This is a genomic window from Mycobacterium sp. GA-1199 (assembly GCF_001500045.1).
Taxonomy (GTDB): domain Bacteria; phylum Actinomycetota; class Actinomycetes; order Mycobacteriales; family Mycobacteriaceae; genus Mycobacterium.
The window spans coordinates 70,894-88,645 of the sequence record NZ_LQIX01000034.1; the positions used below are offsets into that span (position 1 = coordinate 70,894).

Below are 17,752 nucleotides of genomic sequence, written 5' to 3' on the forward strand. Positions count from 1 at the left end.
GACCCGCTTGGCCTAGGGTTGATCAATGCTGATCGTTGCGCTCGTCCTCGCTGTCATCGGCCTCGCGGCGCTGGTGACGGCCGTTGTCACCAGCAATGAACTGATCGCCTGGGTCTGTATCGCGGCCAGCGTGATCGGTGTGGTGCTGCTGATCGTCGACGCGGTGCGGGAGCGGTCGGGCCGCAGGGCCGACACCGCCGCCGACGCGCAGACCGATGCCGACCCGGAGTACTACGAGGACTATCCCGACGACGAGACCGTGGCCGAGCAACCGGAGTACGCCGGTGCCGATGACGAGACCACGGTCGTCGAACAAGCCGACTCAGGCGAAGACCGCCGCTAATCCGTTGCGGCCCTTGCTAATTCCGGTCGGTTAACAGTTCGCGGACCTCGTCGTCGCTGACCTGATGGAAGTCGGCGAACACCTGGCCGACGGCCTCGAAGCCCGGGGGCATGCTCGCGCAGACCACGTCGTCGGCTTCCCTGGCCAGCTCCCGGCACGCCGACGGCGGTCCAACCGGGACCGCGACCACGACCCGAGCCGGGTTCTGAGCCCGCACGGCACGCACCGCGGCGAGCATGCTGGCTCCGGTGGCGATTCCGTCGTCGACGAGGATCACCGTCCTGCCCGCCAGTTGCGGCGGTGGCCGGTCGCCCCGGTAGGCCCGCTCGCGGCGGCTCAGTTCCTCGGTCTCGCGCGCGATCGCGGCCTGCATCGCCTCGTCGCCGATGCCCAGGTTGCGGACCAGGTTCTCGTTGACGACCACGCCGCCTCCGCTGGCCAGCGCACCCATGGCCAGCTCTTCCCACTGCGGCACCCCGAGCTTGCGGACCAGAAAGACGTCGAGGGGAGCCTCCAGCGAGCGGGCCACCTGCCAGGCGACCGGAACGCCGCCGCGCGCGAGACCCAACACCACCACATCGTGACCGCGGTAGGACGACAACTCGCCGGCCAGAACCTCGCCGGCCTCCCGGCGATCCTGATACAGGCGTTTGCCGCTTCGGCGGGCGAGCCCGCTCCATCCGTTCATGACAGCCGCTTCGATGTGGGACCTTGTCAGACTACGACCGTGGGTACCCCACCCGGACGCAATCCATCGGCACGACGGCGACGAATATCGAAACATGGGAATCGAATACGAGAGTGTCGTCGAGCACCCGCGCGACGAGGTGTTCGCCTGGTACGAACGACCCGGCGCGATGAGGCGACTGATCCCGCCGTGGCAGCCGATGAAGGTGATCGCCGAAGCGGGATCGCTGGCCGACGGGCGCGCGGTGCTCGGATTGCCGGGAGGTCTGCGCTGGATCGCCCAGCACGACCCGGACCGCTACGACCCGCCGCATCGCTTCGTCGACGTGCTGTCCTCGGATGGGCCGGCCTCGTGGCCGCCGCGCCTGGTCGGCCGGTGGACCCACATTCACGAGTTCGGTGAAGCCTCCGGCGGCACCCGGGTGTACGACCGCGTCGAGGCGCCGGTGCCGGGGGCGGCGTTGCGGGGAATGTTCGTCTACCGCCACCGCCAGTTGGCTGACGATCTGGCCGCCCACCGCGACGCCGCCGGCGCCGGGCTGGCACCGCTCACCGTCGCGGTCACGGGTGCGTCGGGGCTGGTCGGCTCGGCGTTGACCGCGTTTCTGAGCACCGGAGGGCACCGGGTGATCCGGCTGGTGCGACGGGCGGCGACGGGTTCCGACGAGCGGCAGTGCAACCCCGATCGGCCGGACCCCGGACTGCTGACCGGGGTCGACGCGGTCGTGCACCTGGCAGGCGCGTCGATCGCCGGCCGGTTCACCGACGCCCACAAGGACGCGATCCGCGCCAGCCGCGTCGAACCGACCCGTCGGCTCGCCGATGCGGCGGCCCGGACCGACAACGGCCCCCGAATGTTCATCAGCGCGTCGGCGGTCGGCATCTACGGATTCGACCGCGGTGATGCGGCGCTGACCGAGGAAAGCGTGGCCGGCGACGGCTTCCTGGCCGAGGTGGTCCGGGAGTGGGAGGCGGGCACGGCTCCGGCCGCCGAGGCGGGGCTGCGGGTCGTCACCGTCCGGACGGGGATCGTGCAGTCCGCGCGTGGCGGCACGCTGCGGCTGATGCGACCGCTGTTCGCCGCCGGCCTGGGCGGCCGGCTGGGCGGCGGCAGGCAGTGGCTGGCGTGGATCGCGCTCGATGATCTGCTCGACGTGTACCTGCGTGCGCTCTACGACGATCGGATGGCCGGTCCGGTCAACGCCGTGGCCCCGCATCCGGTGCGCAACGCCGACTACACCCGGACGCTGGCGCGGGTGCTGCGTCGTCCCGCCGTCGTGCCGGTGCCGTCGTTCGGGCCGCGGCTACTGCTCGGGGAGCAGGGGGCCCGCGAACTCGCCGAGGCCAATCAACGGGTGCTGCCCGCCGCATTGCAGGCGCTGGGGCATCGCTTCCGCCATCCGTCGCTCGACGGCGCGCTCGCTCACGAGCTCGGGCACGGTTGACCCACCACGCGCGTCACGAAACCGTGTACGAGACGTCGCACCCGGTTGGCCGCATCGTCTGCGAATATGCTTGTCTGAGAACGTAATTCGTCGTGGCTTAGACCGGACGCGGCGATCTCGCCGACTTCGTCGTCGGCCAACCATCGGTCCAGCAGCTCGAGGTCGACCTCGGGGTGAAATTGCAGGGCGAGCGTGCGGCCGAGCAGGAACGCCTGGGAAGCGGTGGCGGTGCGGGCCAGTTCGATGGCACCGGGCGGCAGTGTCCAGCTGTCGTAGTGCCACTGAAACCACCGGCCACCGGGCAGCAGCAGGGGATCGGTGGACTCGACGTCATACCAACCGATCTCGGGTGACGGCGCTCGTGTGACCGTTCCGCCGAACGTCTGCGCCAGCAATTGGCCGCCGAAGCAGATGCCGAGAATCGCGATGCCGGCGGCGGCGCGGCGCATCATCGTCATCTGTTCGCCGACCCAGGTGCGGCGCAGCGCGTCGTCGTAGACGGGCCAGCGCGCACCCAGGGGAACGAGCACGTCGTAGTTGGTCGGATCAGGGAAAGTGACGTCGCGGGCCGGGAAGTGTGCGCGCTCGGCGGGTACCACCTCGAAGGTGTGGACGTCGAAGCCCGCGTCGACGAACGCCTCGCCCAGCAGCGCCTCGGTCGCGATGGGGTCGTTGTAGAGGAACAGGGCTTTTGCCGTCACGCGCCCCATTATTTCGCGCGTAGATCCCGTGTCGAGTGGGCATCCCACGGGGTGTCAGTGCTGGCCGAATGGTTCCTCACCGCCGGTGAACGCGGCAATCCCGACTGGGAGCTGCCCTCGTGGAGCGAGGGTAACCAGGCCGAGGCTTTGATCCACGGCGCGGCGTATTTCGACCGGCTCGTCACGGAGGTCGAAGAGCTCGGCGCGGGAGATCACCTGTTCTTCGCCGACTGGCGCGGCGACGCAGACCAGAGATTGCGCGACAACGGCCCGACCGTCGCCGAACTGTTCCGCGCGGCGGCCGAACGCGGCGTGCTCGTCAAGGGCCTGATGTGGCGGTCGTATCCGAATCGCTTGCAGTTCAACGAGGAGCAGAACCGCCATCTGGCCGAAACCATCGAGCGCGCGGGCGGGGAGGTGTTGCTCGATCAGCGGGTGCTGGTGGGCGGATCGCATCATCAGCGGCTGGTGTTGCTGCGCCATCCCGAGGAACCGGATCGCGACGTGGCGTTCATCGGAGGCATCGACCTGTGCCACTCGCGCCGTGACGACGCCTCGCATTGCGGTGACCCGCAGGCGGTGCAGATGTCGAGCCGGTACGGGGAGCGGCCGCCGTGGCACGACGTGCAACTGCAGGTGCGTGGTCCGGTCATCGGCGCGCTGGACGTCACGTTCCGGGAGCGGTGGACGGCGCGGGCTCCGCTGGATCTGTTCAACCCGCTCGCGTGGCTGCGCGACAGGTTCGGTGGCGATTCGCGACGACGCCCGTTGCCGGACCAGCCACCGGACCCGCCGGCCTGCGGGCCGCACGCGGTGCAGGTGCTTCGCACCTACGGTGACGCGTTGATCGAGTACGAGTTCGCCAAGGAGGGCGAACGCAGTATTGCGCGCGGTTACACGAAGGCGATCCGGCGCGCCCGGCGCCTGATCTATCTGGAGGATCAGTATCTGTGGTCCGAGGAGGTCGCCAACCTGCTCGTCGGCGCGCTGACCGAGAACCCCGAACTGCAGCTGGTGGCTGTCGTGCCCCGGTATTTCGATCTCGAGGGTGGTTTGGGCCGGCCACCGACGCTGGTCGGGCGCCAGCTGGCGCTCGACGCGTGCCGACGCGCCGCACCCGACCGGGTGCACGTTTTCGATGTCGAAAACCATGAGGGCACACCGGTTTACGTGCACTCCAAGGTGTGTGTCATCGACGACACCTGGGCCTGCATCGGCAGCGACAACTTCAATCGCCGGTCGTGGACGCATGACAGCGAACTGTCCTGCGCGGTGCTCGACGCCGATGACAGCTTCGCGCGCGATCTGCGGCTGCGGTTGCTGCGCGAGCACCTCGATCGGGCCGAGGACGGTAGCCAAGACGAGGGTCTGCTCGACCCGGCGACCGCCGTCGACGAGATCGTCGCCTGTGCAGAGACGTTGGAAAAGTGGCATCGGTCGGGCCGCTCCGGGCCGCGACCACCCGGGCGGCTGCGGCCACACGAGAGCGAACGGGTCGATCCGCTGACGCGGCTGTGGGCCGAACCCGCCTACCGGATGATCTTCGACCCCGATGGTCGCTCGTACCGCGACCGGTTGTTGCGGCGGCGCCCGTGAACGTCGAGGAGTGGTTCCTGACCGCGCAGGAGCGGGGCAACCCCGCATCGGACATCCCGCCGTGGTGCGACGGCAACCGCGTCGAACCGCTCGTGCACGGCTCGACCTACTTCGACCAGCTCGCCACCGAGGTGGAGGCGCTTGCTGCGGGTGACTACATGTTCTTCACCGACTGGCGTGGCGATCCGGATCAGAAGATGCGCGACGACGGTCCGACCGTTCGCGAATTGTTCTGCCGCGCAGCAGAACGCGGTGTGGTGGTCAAGGGCCTGGTGTGGCGGTCGCATCTGGACGAACTGTCCTACAGCGAAGAAGAGAACCGCCATCTCGGTGAGCACATCGAGAAGGCCGGCGGCGAGGTCCTGTTGGACCAGCGGGTGCGGATCGGCGGTTCGCACCACCAGAAGCTGGTCGTGATCCGGCATCCCGGTGAGCCGGAGCGCGATGTGGCGTTCGCGGGAGGCATCGATCTGTGTCACTCGCGCAGGGATGACGCCTCGCACCGCGGCGACCCGCAGGCGATCGAGATGTCACCGCGCTACGGTGACCATCCGCCCTGGCACGACGTGCAGCTGCGGCTGCAGGGGCCTGTCGTCGGCGCGTTGGACATGACGTTTCGCGAGCGGTGGAACGATCCGGCGTCGCTGGACATGCTGAACCCCCTGGCGTGGTTGCGCGACAAGTTCAGTGGCGCGGACATGACGGCCGACGAGCTGCCGGAGCAACCGCCGGACCCCCCACGGTGTGGTTCGCACAGCGTGCAGGTGCTGCGGACCTATCCGGACGCCCACTTCACCTACGACTTCGCGCCGCACGGCGAGCGCAGCATCGCCCGCGCCTACAGCAAGGCGGTGCCGCGCGCCCGTCGGCTGATCTACCTGGAGGACCAGTACCTGTGGTCGAAGCGGGTGGCCGACCTGTTCGCGGGTTCGCTACGGGAGAACCCAGATCTGCATCTGATTGCGGTGGTGCCGCGCTACCCCGACGTCGACGGCCGGCTGGCGTTGCCGCCCAACCAGGTCGGCCGCTGGCAGGCCATCGAGACGTGTCACCGCGCCGCACCGGACCGGGTGCATGTATTCGATGTCGAGAACCATGAGGGCACACCGGTGTACGTGCACGCGAAGGTGTGCGTGATCGACGACGTGTGGGCGTGCTCGGGCAGCGACAACTTCAACCGGCGATCGTGGACGCATGACAGCGAGTTGTCCTGCGCCGTACTGGATTCCGACGGTGTGTTCGCCCGCGACTTCAGGCTGCGGCTGATGCGCGAGCACCTGGACCGGGCCGGGGACGGCAGCGAGGACGGCGGACTGGTCGATCCGGTCACCGCCGTGTCCGAGATCGTCGAGGCCGCTGAGGCGTTGGAGGCCTGGTATGCCTCCGGTCGACAGGGGCCGAGGCCGCCGGGCCGGCTGCGCCCGCACAAGGCCGAGCGGCTCGGGCTTCTGACACGGTTGTGGGCCGAGCCCGTATACCGGTTCATGTACGACCCGGACGGGCGGTCGTATCGGGACCGGCTGAAACGGCGGCTGTGACCGGGCTGCGCGGGTGAAATCTACGCGCTTGCGCTGATGTTTTGTCGATACGCGGGTCGCATGCTGGCTAGCATGAGCGCACTCGAGTGGAGCGAACTTGGTGTGAGCGGACTGCCGACCGGAACCGTGACGTTGCTGCTGGCCGACGTCGAAGGGTCGACGCGGTTGTGGGACTCGCAGCCCGAGGAAATGCGCGCGGCCATCCGGCGGCTCGACGCGACGCTGGCCGATCTCGTGATCATGAACAACGGCGCCCGTCCCGTCGAGCAGGGCGAGGGCGACAGCTTCGTGCTGGCGTTCGCGCGCGTCAGCGATGCGGTGGCGTGCGCGCTGGCCTTGCAGCGGGCGCCGCTGGCCCCGATCCGGCTGCGCATCGGCGTGCACACCGGCGAGATCCAGTTGCGCGACGAGGGCAACTACATCGGGACGACGATCAACCGCACGGCGCGGCTGCGCGATCTCGCACACGGCGGGCAGACGGTGCTGACGGGTGCGACCGAATCCATGGTCGTCGACTATCTGCCCGAGGGTGCGTGGCTCAGCGACCTCGGATCGCATCCGTTGCGGGACCTCCCACGGCCCGAACGCGTTGTGCAGCTGTGCCACCCCGACATCCGCAACGACTTCCCGCCCCTGCGTACTGCCGAGGCCGCGCTGAGACACGACCTGCCCGCCCAGCTGACGCGATTCATCGGGCGCCGCACACAGATCGCCGACATCCGCGAGCTGTTGACCGAGAACCGGCTTGTGACGCTGACCGGTGCGGGCGGGGTGGGCAAGACACGGCTGGCCGTGCAGATTGCGGATCGTACCGATCTGCCTTCGGTCTGGTACGTAGATCTCGCTCCGATCAGCGACCCGGATCTCGTGCCCGTTGCCGTGCTCCGAGCGCTCGGGGTACCGGATCAACCGGGTCGCTCGACAATGGACAGCATCGTCGAGTTCATCGGCGAGCGTGCGGGACTCGCGGTGCTCGACAACTGCGAACACCTGCTCGAGGTCAGTGCCGAGCTGATCACCACTCTCCTGGATCGGTGTCCCGCGCTGCGGCTGCTGGCCACCAGCCGCGAACCGATCGGCGTCGAGGGTGAACTCATCTGGCGAGTAGCGTCCCTGGTGATCGACGACGAAGCCGTCGAGCTGTTCGTCGACCGCGCCCGCCATGTCCAGTCGGATTTCACTCCCTCGGACAAGGACCTCGCGATCGTCAGCGAGATCTGCCAGCGTCTGGACGGTATGCCGCTGGCCATCGAGTTGGCGGCCGCCCGGGTCCGCGCCCTGTCCGTGCGCGAGATCCTCGAGGGGCTGCACGACAGGTTCCGTCTCTTGACGGGCGGATCACGAAAAGCGGTGCGTCGCCAGCAGACCCTCAAAGCCTCTGTGGACTGGTCGCATCAGATGTTGACCGAACCCGAACGAGTCGTCTTCCGGCGCCTGGCGGCGTTCGCCGGGGATTTCGACCTCGAGGCGGCTCAGGCCGTCGCCGCGGGCGGAGAGGTCGAGCGCTTCCAGGTGCTCGATCTGCTGATGCTCCTGGTGGACAAGTCGCTGGTGTTGGCCGAAAGTTCCAGTGGGCGAGTGCGATACCGGTTACTGGAAACGGTCCGCCAGTACGCATTGGACAAACTCGGTGAGTCCGGTGAAGCCGATGTCGTGCGAGGCCGCCACCGGGATCACTACAACTCGATGACCGCTCAACTCGAGGTGCCGGGATGCGCCGAGTATGAACGCCTCGTCTCACAGGCCGAACTCGAAATCGACAACCTCCGTGCCGCTTTCGCGTGGAGCCGGGAGCGTCAGGACATCGACGCGGCGTTGCGCCTCGCAAGCTCGCTGCAACCGCTGTGGCTCATGCGCGGACGGGTCAAAGAGGGGTTGTCCTGGTTCAACGGCGTGCTGAGCGATCCGGCGCTGGAGGGAGCGTCCGATGTGGTAGCCCGGCTCAGTGCGGTTGCCGATCGGGCGGTGCTCCACGCGTGGGCGGTCACGGTCGGCGTCACCGACGATCTCGAACTGGCCCTGGCGACGGCAAGGGAGCTCGACGACCCCGCATTGTTGCTTCGGGTGCTGGTGTCGTGTGTCGGGGCGGCCACGTTCGACGCCCAGGCGGCGTACCCGTACATCGATGAAGCACTGGATTTGGCGCGGAGGTTGGACGATCGGTGGCGACTCTGCCAGATCCTCGCGTGGAAGGCGCTCATTGCCATCCTCCTCGGAGATCCGGTGGCGGCCCGGGCGGCCGGCGAGGAGGGCCAGTCACTGGCCGAGGGAGTCGGAGACGTGTTCATGGCGCGCATGAACCGTTACTGGGGCCCGGCGCTGGCGGCGTTCCAGCACGGCGATCTGAAGTACGGCACAGAGTCATTGCAGGCACTTCTCGCTGAGGCCGACGCATCAGGGGACGTGCTGCACGGCCTCCTTGCGCGTATCGGTCTTGCGCACGTATCTGTATCGACGGGCGACCCCGCCGCGGGTCGAAGTTTGGCCGAGGCGGCCATTGAAACCGCATCCACGGTCGGTCCTTACCTCGAACCGTGGGCGTACGCGCCGTTGGCTTATGCTGCCCTCGCCGAGGGCGATCTGGAAGCGGCTGCCCGGGCGTGTGATTTGGCGTCGCAGCGCATCAATGCACAGCCCGAAACGGCGATAACGAACGTCAATCCACTGGCAGAGCTCGAACTCGCCAAAGGCGATCTGCGCGCTGCCAGAGAGTATTCGGATGTTGACGTGTCGCTGATGCATGGGTGGCATCTGGCGCGGGCCCTGGTGATCCGCGGTCGCGTCGCGATGGCGCAGGGTGAACTGGCTCAGGCCGATGAAGATCTGCGTCGAGCGCTCGACTGCATTGCCGGCCATCAGACCTATCAAATCGCGCCCGATGCCTTCGAGGTGCTCGGTGAGTTGACAGGTGCGGCCGGCGATCAGCGCAATGCTGCGCGGTTCCTCGGTGCCGCCGACGCTATGCGGGAACGCATGGGACTGGTCCGGCTCCGGGTGCACGACGCGACGTACGCGGAATCGGTGTCGCTACTCACGGAGTCCCTCGGAAAGAACGACTTCGAGGCGCTGTGGGACGAAGGGACCGCGTTGTCCATCGAAGAGGCCATCGCGTATGCGCAGCGCGGACGCGGTGAGCGCAAACGCCCGTCGAGCGGTTGGGCCTCATTGACTCCGACCGAGCTCGGCGTGGTCCGATTGGTCGCCGAGGGACTCGGCAACAAGGACATCGCCGCACGGCTCTTCATGTCCCATCGGACGGTGCAGACGCATCTGACCCACGTCTACACCAAGCTGGGACTTGCGTCGCGCGTGCAGCTGGCTCAGGAGGCCGCGCGGCACGCCTAGGATCGCTGTATGACAGTGGTTCTGGTGCATGGCAATCCGGAGACGGAGGCGATCTGGGGTCCGCTCGTCGACGCGCTCGGCCGCGATGACGTGGTGCGGCTCTCTCCGCCCGGATTCGGTGCACCGCTGCCCGACGACTTCTCGGCGACTTATCTCGATTATCGCGACTGGCTCGAGCGCGAACTGGAGCGCTTCGACGAGCCGGTCGATCTGGTGGGACACGACTGGGGCGGCGGCCACGTCGTCAACGTGGCGATGCACCGTCCCGAACTCCTGCGCACCTGGGCCAGTGACGTCGTGGGATTGTTCGATGCCGACTACGTCTGGCATGACCTCGCGCAGGTGTGGCAGACGCCGGGAGCCGGCGAGGAACTGGTCGAGGCGATGATGGGCGGCACGGTCGCGGACAGGACGGCGCAGATGGCCGATCTCGGGCTGCCAATCGACATCGCGACATCGCTGGCGAAGGCCCAAGGCCCGGAGATGGGGAGCGCGATCTTGGTGCTGTACCGATCGGCCGCCCAGCCGGTTCTCCGCGAAGCCGGGCGCGGGTTGGGCACCGCCGCCTCGCGGCCCGGCCTGTCGATACTCGCCACCGAGGATCCGTACGTCGGAACCGAGGACATGCGCCGGCGTGCGGCCGAGCGTGCCGGCGCGCGGACCGGAGTTCTCGAGGGGCTCGGACACTGGTGGATGGTCCAGGATCCGGCGCACGGGGCCGAGGTGCTCACGCGCTTCTGGGAGACCGCCGCTGACTGACGGTCTTGTCGGCTCAGCCGTTCGCGCGCATTCTGATGAGTCAACGTGTCGGTGGGCGGTGGCATACTCGAACACATGTTCGACTCGAAGTACTCGGAGGCTGACGATGCCGCCGTCGTCGCCGCGATCGAGGAGAGCACGCGGGCCGAAGCAAGGGCGGGAGCCCGTCGGCTGGCGGCCATCGCCGAACTCGCCCGCCGCCGAGTCGACGATGACGACCGAGCAGCATTCGACGGTTGGGATGCGGCCGCCGCCGAAGTCGCGGCCGCTATGACCGTCGGCCACAGGAGGGCCTCGGCACAGATGCGCATAGCGATCGCACTTCGGGACCGGCTTCCGCGCGTTGCGGCGCTGTATCTGCAGGGCGCCATCAACTCCCGGGTCGTCTCGGCGCTCACGTGGCGCACACAGCTCGTCTACGACGCTGAGGCGCTGGCCTTGATCGACGCTGCCCTTGCAGAAGGCGCGACGAAATGGGGTCGGCTGTCCGATGACAAGCTCGAGAGGGCAATTGACGCGTGGGTCGAGCGGTACGATCCAGAAGCCTTGCGCCGCAGCGAAACAACCATTCGCAGCAGAGACTTCTCAGTCGGCGACATCGACGATCCGGCAGGAACCACGTCGGTGTGGGGCCGGCTGCTGGCCACGGATGGGGCGGTGCTCAAACGTCGCATCGCTGCAATGGTGCAGGGCCTGTGCGATGCCGATCCTCGATCCGCCGGGGAGCGCCGATCGGACGCGGTCGGTGCGATGATCTCGGGCAATGACCGCCTCGCGTGCCGCTGCGGATCGGACACGTGTCCGTCGGCTGACGTGCCGCGGTCGTCGAACGTCGTCGTCAACGTTTTCGCCGAGCGGTCAGCGGCCGAAGCGGCATTACAGCAGCCGACGGCCCGCGAGTCCGACGCACCTGCCCCGACAGCCCGCGAGTCTCAGGGACTTGCCCCGACAGCCGGCGAGTCTCAGGGACCTACGCCGACAGCCCGCGAGTCGAAGGGGCCTGCCCCGACGGCCCGCGAGTACAAGGCCAAGCCGCCCACAGCACTCATCCTCGGCGAGAACATCCTGCCTGCACCGCTTCTGGCCCAACTGATCCGTGATGGCGCGAAGATCCGTCCGATCAAACTGCCCAGCGACGAGCCCGAGCCGCGTTACCGCCCGTCGGCGGACTTGGCCCAGTTCGTGCGCATGCGAGATCTGCACTGCCGGGCCTCCGGCTGCAGCATGCCAGCCGATCGTTGCGACATCGATCACACCGTCCCGTATCCGTTCGGGCCCACACATCCGTCCAACCTCAAGTGTCTGTGCCGAAAACACCATCTAGCCAAGACATTTGGCGGATGGGACGATGTTCAGCTGCCAGACGGCACGGTGATCTGGACCTCGCCGAGCGGTCGGAAATACACCACAAATCCCGGAAGCAGGCTGTTCTTTCCGACGTGGGATACGACGACCGCTGACCTTCCTCCGCCGCCGACCTCGCCGCCGACGGTCTGCGACCGCGGGCTGATGATGCCGCTGCGACGGCGTAGCCGCGCCGCCGAATACGCCGCGCGAATCAAGGCCGAACGCGCGAGGAACCGGCGACCGGCACCGTTCTGAAACCTGCGGCGCTTTCGCCGAGGTGTGCGGCGGCCCCTTTGAAGATGCCCCTTTGAAGATGCCGCGGAGTGGCCCCGGCCACATTTGTTTCGGCATGGTTTCGTGCACCCCGCACGCGTATCCGTTACGTATGTGAGCTGGAGTTGACGTTTACGTCACGATGACGCAACGGATGCGGAATGGGTTCGGGCGACTCTGGTGCCCGTGAAGACTCTGAGCCGCAGCCGCACCATCGAAGATTGGGACGCCGAGGACGTCGAGGCCTGGGAATCCGGCGGTAACAAGATCGCCAAGCGGAACCTGATCTGGTCGATCTTCGCCGAGCACGTCGGATTCTCGGTGTGGTCGATCTGGTCGGTGATGGTGCTGTTCATGCCCCAGGACGTCTACGGCATCGACGCGGCGGGCAAGTTCTACCTCGTCGCCATGCCCACCCTGGTCGGCGCGTTCATGCGGATCCCGTACACCATCGCACCCGCGCGATTCGGCGGGCGCAACTGGACCATCGTCAGCGCCCTGCTGCTGCTGATCCCCACCGTGCTGACGCTGTGGGCGATGAGCAACCCCGACACGACCTACACCACGTTCATGCTCGTGGCCGCCGTCGCGGGAGTGGGCGGCGGCAACTTCGCCTCCTCGATGACCAACATCAACGCGTTCTACCCACAGCGGCTCAAGGGCTGGGCGCTCGGCCTGAACGCCGGCGGCGGCAACATCGGCGTACCGGTGATCCAGCTGGTCGGCCTGCTGGTGATCGCCACCGTCAGCAACACCGCACCCGAAATCGTCTGCGCCATCTACCTTGTCCTGATCGCGTTGGCCGCGCTTGGGGCTGCCCTGTTCATGGACAACCTCGGCAACCAGCGGTCCAACCTCGGCGCCATGGTAGAGGCGTTGCGGTTCAAGCACTCCTGGGTGATGAGCTTCCTCTACATCGGCACCTTCGGCTCGTTCATCGGCTTCTCATTCGCCTTCGGACAGGTGCTGCAGATCAACTTCCTCGCCGGCGGCGACACCCCCGCGCAGGCCTCGCTGCACGCCGCCCAGATCGCGTTCATCGGCCCGCTGCTCGGTTCCATCCCGCGCCCCTTCGGCGGCAAGCTGTCCGACCGGGTCGGTGGCGGCAGGGTCACCCTCTACACCTTCATCGCGATGATCTTCGCCGCCGGAATCCTGGTGGCGGCGGGCGTGCTCGACGACGGCATGGCAGGCGCGGCCACCGGCGCGCAGATGGCCGCCTACGTGACCGGATTCATCCTGCTGTTCATCCTGTCGGGCATCGGCAACGGCTCGACCTACAAGATGATCCCGTCGATCTTCGAGGCCAAGGCCCAGGGCCGCGACGAATGGAGCCGCGAGGACAAGGCCGCCTGGTCGCGCAGCATGTCCGGCGCGCTGATCGGCTTCGCCGGTGCGGTCGGCGCCCTCGGCGGCGTGTTCATCAACGTCGTCCTGCGTGCCTCGTACGTCAGCGACGCCAAATCGGCCACCAACGCGTTCTGGGTGTTCCTCGGGTTCTACGTTATCTGCGCGATCGTCACGTGGTTCGTGTTCCTGCGCATGCAGACCTCGCGGTCTGGCGCCGGCGAGCAGGTCGGCCGCGCCGCTTCACCGGTGCCCGCTTGACGCCGATGGTGACTCGGACGGCGTGCTCGTACTGCGGCGTGGGCTGCGGTATCGAGGTGCACACCGCCACCGACCGCGAGACCGGCAAGCCGGTCATCGCGCGGGTCTCCGGGGACAAGCTGCATCCAGCCAATTTCGGCAGGCTGTGCACCAAGGGCGCCACCCACGCCGAATTGATGCGCGCCGCAGACGGCCGGCTGACCTCGGCGATGCTGCGGCCCAGCCGTGACGAGGAACTGGTCCCGACGCCCGTCGACGACGCCGTCGCCGAGGCGGGTCGACGACTGCGAGAGATCGTCGAGCAGCACGGTCCCGACGCGGTCGCGCTCTACGTCTCGGGCCAGATGTCCATCGAAGCGCAGTATCTCGCCACGAAGCTGGCCAAGGGGTTCCTGCGCACGGTTCACATCGAGTCGAACTCACGGCTGTGCATGGCCAGCGCGGGAACCGGCTTCAAACAATCGCTGGGTGCCGACGGCCCGCCGGGGTCGTACGCCGATTTCGATTGCAGCGACCTGTTTTTCGTCATCGGCTCCAACATGGCCGACTGCCACCCCATTCTCTACCTGCGCATGGCCGACCGACTCAAGGCGGGCGCCAAGCTGATCGTCGTCGATCCGCGCCGCACCACGACCGCCGAACGCGCCGACCTCTTCCTGCAGATCAAACCCGGCACCGATCTCGCGCTGCTGAACGGGCTGTTGTATCTGTTGGTCGAAAACGGCGACATCGACCGCGATTTCATCGACGCCCACACCGAGCGCTGGGAGGCGATGCCGGCATTCCTCGCCGACTACACGCCCGAAAGCGTCGCTCAGGTCACGGGTCTGGCGGAGGCCGACATCCGGCTCGCCGCGCGGATGATCGCCGACGCGGGGGAGTGGCTGAGCTGTTGGACGATGGGGCTCAACCAGAGCACGCACGGCACCTGGAACACGAACGCGATCTGCAATCTGCACCTGGCCACGGGCGCAATCTGCCGACCGGGCAGCGGACCGATGTCGCTGACCGGTCAGCCCAACGCGATGGGCGGACGCGAAATGGGTTACATGGGACCGGGATTGCCGGGGCAGCGCTCGGTGACCTCGGCGCAGGACCGCGCATTCGTCGAGGAGCAGTGGGGCGTGGCGCCCGGCACGATCCGCGCGGACGTCGGACCGGGCACCATCGACATGTTCCGGCAGCTCGCCGCCGGTGACATCAAGGCGTGCTGGATCATCTGCACCAATCCCGTTGCCAGCGTGGCCAACCGGTCGACGGTCATCGAAGGGCTGCGGTCCGCCGAGCTCGTCATCACCCAGGACACTTACAGCGCAACCGCCACCAACGCCTACGCCGACATCGTGCTACCCGCGACCATGTGGGCGGAATCCGATGCGGTGATGGTCAACTCCGAGCGCAACCTCACCCTGCTGCAGCAGTCCATCCCGGCGCCCGGACAGGCCAGGCCCGACTGGCAGCTGATCTGCCAGGTCGCAGCCCACATGGGTTTCGGCGAGCACTTCGCCTACACCTCCAGCGAGCAGGTCTTCGACGAGATCCGGCGATTCTGGAACCCCAAGTCGGGCTACGACCTTCGCGGCGTCAGCTATGCGCGGCTACGGGATACACCGGTGCAGTGGCCATGCCCACCCGACGATCCGCAGGATCGCCATCCCATCCGCTACCTCAACGACGGTGTGAGCCAGGAGTACTTCGTCGACGAGCACGGTCGCGCACCGCGGCTGGCCTTCCCGACCCCGTCGCGGCGGGCGGTCTTCCACGCCCGCCCGCACATGGACGCGCGGGAACTGCCCGACGACGAGTACCCGCTGACCCTGAACACCGGCCGGCTACAACACCAGTGGCACACCATGACCAAAACGGGACGCGTCGAGTCGCTCAACAAGTTGACCGGTGAGCCGTTCGTCGAGGTGCATCCCGAGGACGCGCTGCAGCTGGGCATCGAGAACGGACGACCGGTCGAACTCACGACGCGACGCGGGCGCGCGGTGCTACCCGCCGCCGTCACGGTACGCGTCCGCCCCGGCAGTTGTTTCGTGCCGTTCCACTGGAACGACGAGCACGGCGAAAACCTCACCGTCAACGCGTTGACCAACGACGCCGTCGACCCCGACTCGCTGCAGCCCGAATTCAAGGTCTGCGCGGTCAACCTGCAGCCTGTTGCGTCCCCGACGCTCACCGATCAGGAAGCGCTTTATGTGTCAGGCTTTTTCAGCGGCCTGGCCGAGGCACAGTCGGAGGCTCCGGTGCTGCCCGACTCTGCGCCCGTATCCACTGAGGTGCGGCAGTGGATCAACGGTTTGCTCGCCGGGCAGGCTCACCGCCCGTCAGAAGAACCGGTCGCCCGAACACAACTCGACGACGGGCCGCTCGTGCTCTGGGCCTCCCAGACGGGCAACGCCGAGGACTTCGCCTCGCGGCTGGCCGAGCGGCTCGGCAACGCCCAGCTGGTCAACATGGACGATGTCGCCCCCGCGGACCTCGCGGCCGCCCGCGACGTGCTCGTCGTCACGAGCACGTTCGGCGACGGCGGACCGCCCGACAACGGTGCGGGCTTCTGGCAGCGGCTGGCATCCGACGAGGCGACGCGGTTGACCGGCGTGCGGTACGCGGTGCTGGGTATCGGCGACCGCTCCTACGACGACTTCTGCGGATACGCCAAGGCCGTCGACACCAGGCTGGCCGACCTCGGCGCCGTCCGGCTGCTCGAACGCGCCGACTGCGAGGCCTACGACGACGAGCGGATGCGACGCTGGGCCGACGACGTCACCGCACTGCTCAATCCGGGGATCTCACCGTCGACCGGTAGTGTCTCAACACTCGTGCGGCCCACCACCGTCGCGCAGCCGTTCACCCGTGCGCGTCCTCTCATCGTGCCGCTGTCCCGCAATATGGTGCTCAACGGGCCGGCCTCCCGAAAGGAGGTGCGCCAGTTCGGTTTCGACATCTCCGAGCACGACGTCACCTACGCCGCAGGTGATTCGCTGGGGGTGTGCGCCACCAACGATCCGGCAATGGTCGACGCGTGGCTGGCGGCCACCGGGATGCCGGCTCAGCACACCGTCGAGGTCGACGGGGCGGAGCAGCCTTTGCGCGACGCGCTCATCAGCCACTTCGACTTCTGCCGGGTCACTCCCGATCTGGTGCGCTTCATCGCCGAGCACAGCCGCGGCGCGAAGCCGTTGCGCGCGCCCAAGGCCAAGCTGGACAAGTGGCTGATCGGTCGCAACGGCTTGGACCTCGTCCAGGAGTTCGTTGTGCACGCAGATCCCGACGAGTGGCGCGAGGTGCTGGTCCGGTTGACCCCGCGCAGCTACTCGATCTCGTCGAGTCCGCTGGTCAGCCCCAACGAGGTACAGCTGACGGTGTCGGTGGTGCGCTACCGCGGGGCCGACGGCGGCCGTCGTGGCGGCGTCTGCTCGACGTTCCTGGCCGACCGCGCATCGTCGGCGCCGGTCTTCCTACAGCGCTCACCGCACTTCCGCCCGCCGGAGGACGGCTCGGTGCCGATGATCATGGTCGGCCCCGGTACGGGCGTCGCGCCGTTCCGCGGCTTCCTACAGGAGCGACGGGCGCTCGGGCACCGCGGTCACAACTGGCTGTTCTTCGGTGAGCAGCACCGCGCTCAGAACTACTACTACCGCGACGATTTCGAGGACATGGCCCGCGACGGGTTGCTCGACCGGTTGGATCTCGCGTTCTCCCGCGACCAGGCCTCGCGCGTGTACGTCCAGCATCGGATGCTCGAACAAGGGGCCGAGCTGTGGCGCTGGCTCGACGACGGCGCGCACTTCTACGTCTGCGGCGACGCCACCCGTATGGCCAAGGACGTCGACGCCGCGTTGACCACGATCATCGAGCGGCACGGCGGAATGTCGCACGACCAGGCGCACGACTACAAACGTGAGCTGGTCGCGGCCAAACGCTACGTGCGCGACGTCTACTGACCTGGTGTCCGAGGGGGGACTTGAACCCCCACGCCCGTTAATAGGGCACTAGCACCTCAAGCTAGCGCGTCTGCCATTCCGCCACTCGGACTCGTTGTGGGCAGCTAAGGCTATCGGATCACCGAGGCGTGACCCAAACCCAGCTGGCAGGTCAATGGTA

11 protein-coding genes and 1 tRNA gene are annotated in these 17,752 nt (G+C 67.6%); 9 read left to right on the forward strand and 3 right to left on the reverse strand.

Annotated features, from left to right (window positions below):
* The first annotated feature begins 25 nt into the window (after window positions 1-25).
* On the forward strand, window positions 26-343 hold the full coding sequence (locus AU198_RS18405; RefSeq protein WP_064349988.1) for a hypothetical protein: 318 nt from the start codon (window positions 26-28) through the stop codon (window positions 341-343).
* Window positions 344-359: 16 nt separating this feature from the next.
* Here AU198_RS18405 and AU198_RS18410 read toward each other — a convergent pair whose 3' ends face one another.
* Complete coding sequence (locus AU198_RS18410; RefSeq protein WP_064349990.1) at window positions 360-1,031, reverse strand: phosphoribosyltransferase; 672 nt, start codon at window positions 1,029-1,031, stop codon at window positions 360-362.
* A gap of 94 nt (window positions 1,032-1,125) precedes the next feature.
* On the opposite strand from AU198_RS18410, the gene AU198_RS18415 reads away from it, so the two are divergent.
* Window positions 1,126-2,475 carry a TIGR01777 family oxidoreductase gene (locus tag AU198_RS18415; protein ID WP_064349992.1) on the forward strand — a complete coding sequence of 450 codons (1,350 nt, stop codon included), beginning with the start codon at window positions 1,126-1,128 and terminating at the stop codon, window positions 2,473-2,475.
* On the opposite strand, the gene AU198_RS18420 is transcribed toward AU198_RS18415, so the two are convergent.
* Complete coding sequence (locus tag AU198_RS18420) at window positions 2,454-3,185, reverse strand: type 1 glutamine amidotransferase (RefSeq protein ID WP_064349994.1); 732 nt, start codon at window positions 3,183-3,185, stop codon at window positions 2,454-2,456. The genes AU198_RS18415 and AU198_RS18420 overlap by 22 nt on opposite strands.
* 42 nt (window positions 3,186-3,227) lie before the next feature.
* Between AU198_RS18420 and AU198_RS18425 the strand changes: the two genes are divergently transcribed.
* The 7 genes from AU198_RS18425 (at window position 3,228) to AU198_RS18455 (ending at window position 17,592) form a co-directional block, all read left to right on the forward strand.
* Window positions 3,228-4,772, forward strand: coding sequence for a phospholipase D family protein (locus AU198_RS18425; protein ID WP_064349996.1), 1,545 nt, complete (start codon window positions 3,228-3,230; stop codon window positions 4,770-4,772).
* The gene (locus AU198_RS18430) at window positions 4,769-6,310 is read left to right on the forward strand and encodes a phospholipase D family protein (RefSeq protein WP_064349997.1); all 1,542 of its coding nucleotides are present in this window, start codon (window positions 4,769-4,771) and stop codon (window positions 6,308-6,310) included. The genes AU198_RS18425 and AU198_RS18430 overlap by 4 nt, the downstream gene beginning before the upstream one ends.
* Window positions 6,311-6,382: 72 nt before the next feature.
* A complete protein-coding gene (locus tag AU198_RS18435) occupies window positions 6,383-9,655 on the forward strand; it encodes a helix-turn-helix transcriptional regulator (protein WP_231744712.1) in 3,273 nt (1,090 codons plus the stop codon).
* Between the two features lie 9 nt (window positions 9,656-9,664).
* On the forward strand, window positions 9,665-10,414 hold the full coding sequence (locus tag AU198_RS18440) for an alpha/beta fold hydrolase (protein WP_064350001.1): 750 nt from the start codon (window positions 9,665-9,667) through the stop codon (window positions 10,412-10,414).
* A 75-nt stretch (window positions 10,415-10,489) separates the two neighbouring features.
* Window positions 10,490-12,016 (forward strand): HNH endonuclease signature motif containing protein, encoded by a 1,527-nt coding sequence (locus AU198_RS18445; protein ID WP_064350196.1) that lies wholly within the window; start codon window positions 10,490-10,492, stop codon window positions 12,014-12,016.
* Between the two features lie 195 nt (window positions 12,017-12,211).
* Window positions 12,212-13,642, forward strand: a complete 1,431-nt coding sequence (locus AU198_RS18450) for a nitrate/nitrite transporter (RefSeq protein WP_064350003.1) — start codon at window positions 12,212-12,214, stop codon at window positions 13,640-13,642.
* 5 nt (window positions 13,643-13,647) lie between these two features.
* Window positions 13,648-17,592: a bifunctional nitrate reductase/sulfite reductase flavoprotein subunit alpha gene (locus AU198_RS18455; RefSeq protein WP_197416159.1), complete on the forward strand. Its 3,945-nt coding sequence runs from the start codon at window positions 13,648-13,650 to the stop codon at window positions 17,590-17,592.
* A gap of 2 nt (window positions 17,593-17,594) precedes the next feature.
* Here AU198_RS18455 and AU198_RS18460 read toward each other — a convergent pair.
* A tRNA-Leu gene (locus tag AU198_RS18460) sits at window positions 17,595-17,683 on the reverse strand.
* Window positions 17,684-17,752: the final 69 nt, after the last annotated feature.

Excerpts from the sequence above, each read along its gene's own strand:
- AU198_RS18455 (WP_197416159.1), top strand. The coding sequence starts at position 13,648 with ATGGTGACTCGGACGGCGTGCTCGTACTGCGGCGTGGGCTGCGGTATC.
- AU198_RS18410 (WP_064349990.1), bottom strand. The coding sequence starts at position 1,031 with ATGAACGGATGGAGCGGGCTCGCCCGCCGAAGCGGCAAACGCCTGTAT.
- AU198_RS18435 (WP_231744712.1), top strand. The coding sequence starts at position 6,383 with ATGAGCGCACTCGAGTGGAGCGAACTTGGTGTGAGCGGACTGCCGACC.
- AU198_RS18445 (WP_064350196.1), top strand. The coding sequence starts at position 10,490 with ATGTTCGACTCGAAGTACTCGGAGGCTGACGATGCCGCCGTCGTCGCC.
- AU198_RS18405 (WP_064349988.1), top strand. The coding sequence starts at position 26 with ATGCTGATCGTTGCGCTCGTCCTCGCTGTCATCGGCCTCGCGGCGCTG.
- AU198_RS18420 (WP_064349994.1), bottom strand. The coding sequence starts at position 3,185 with ATGGGGCGCGTGACGGCAAAAGCCCTGTTCCTCTACAACGACCCCATC.
- AU198_RS18440 (WP_064350001.1), top strand. The coding sequence starts at position 9,665 with ATGACAGTGGTTCTGGTGCATGGCAATCCGGAGACGGAGGCGATCTGG.
- AU198_RS18415 (WP_064349992.1), top strand. The coding sequence starts at position 1,126 with ATGGGAATCGAATACGAGAGTGTCGTCGAGCACCCGCGCGACGAGGTG.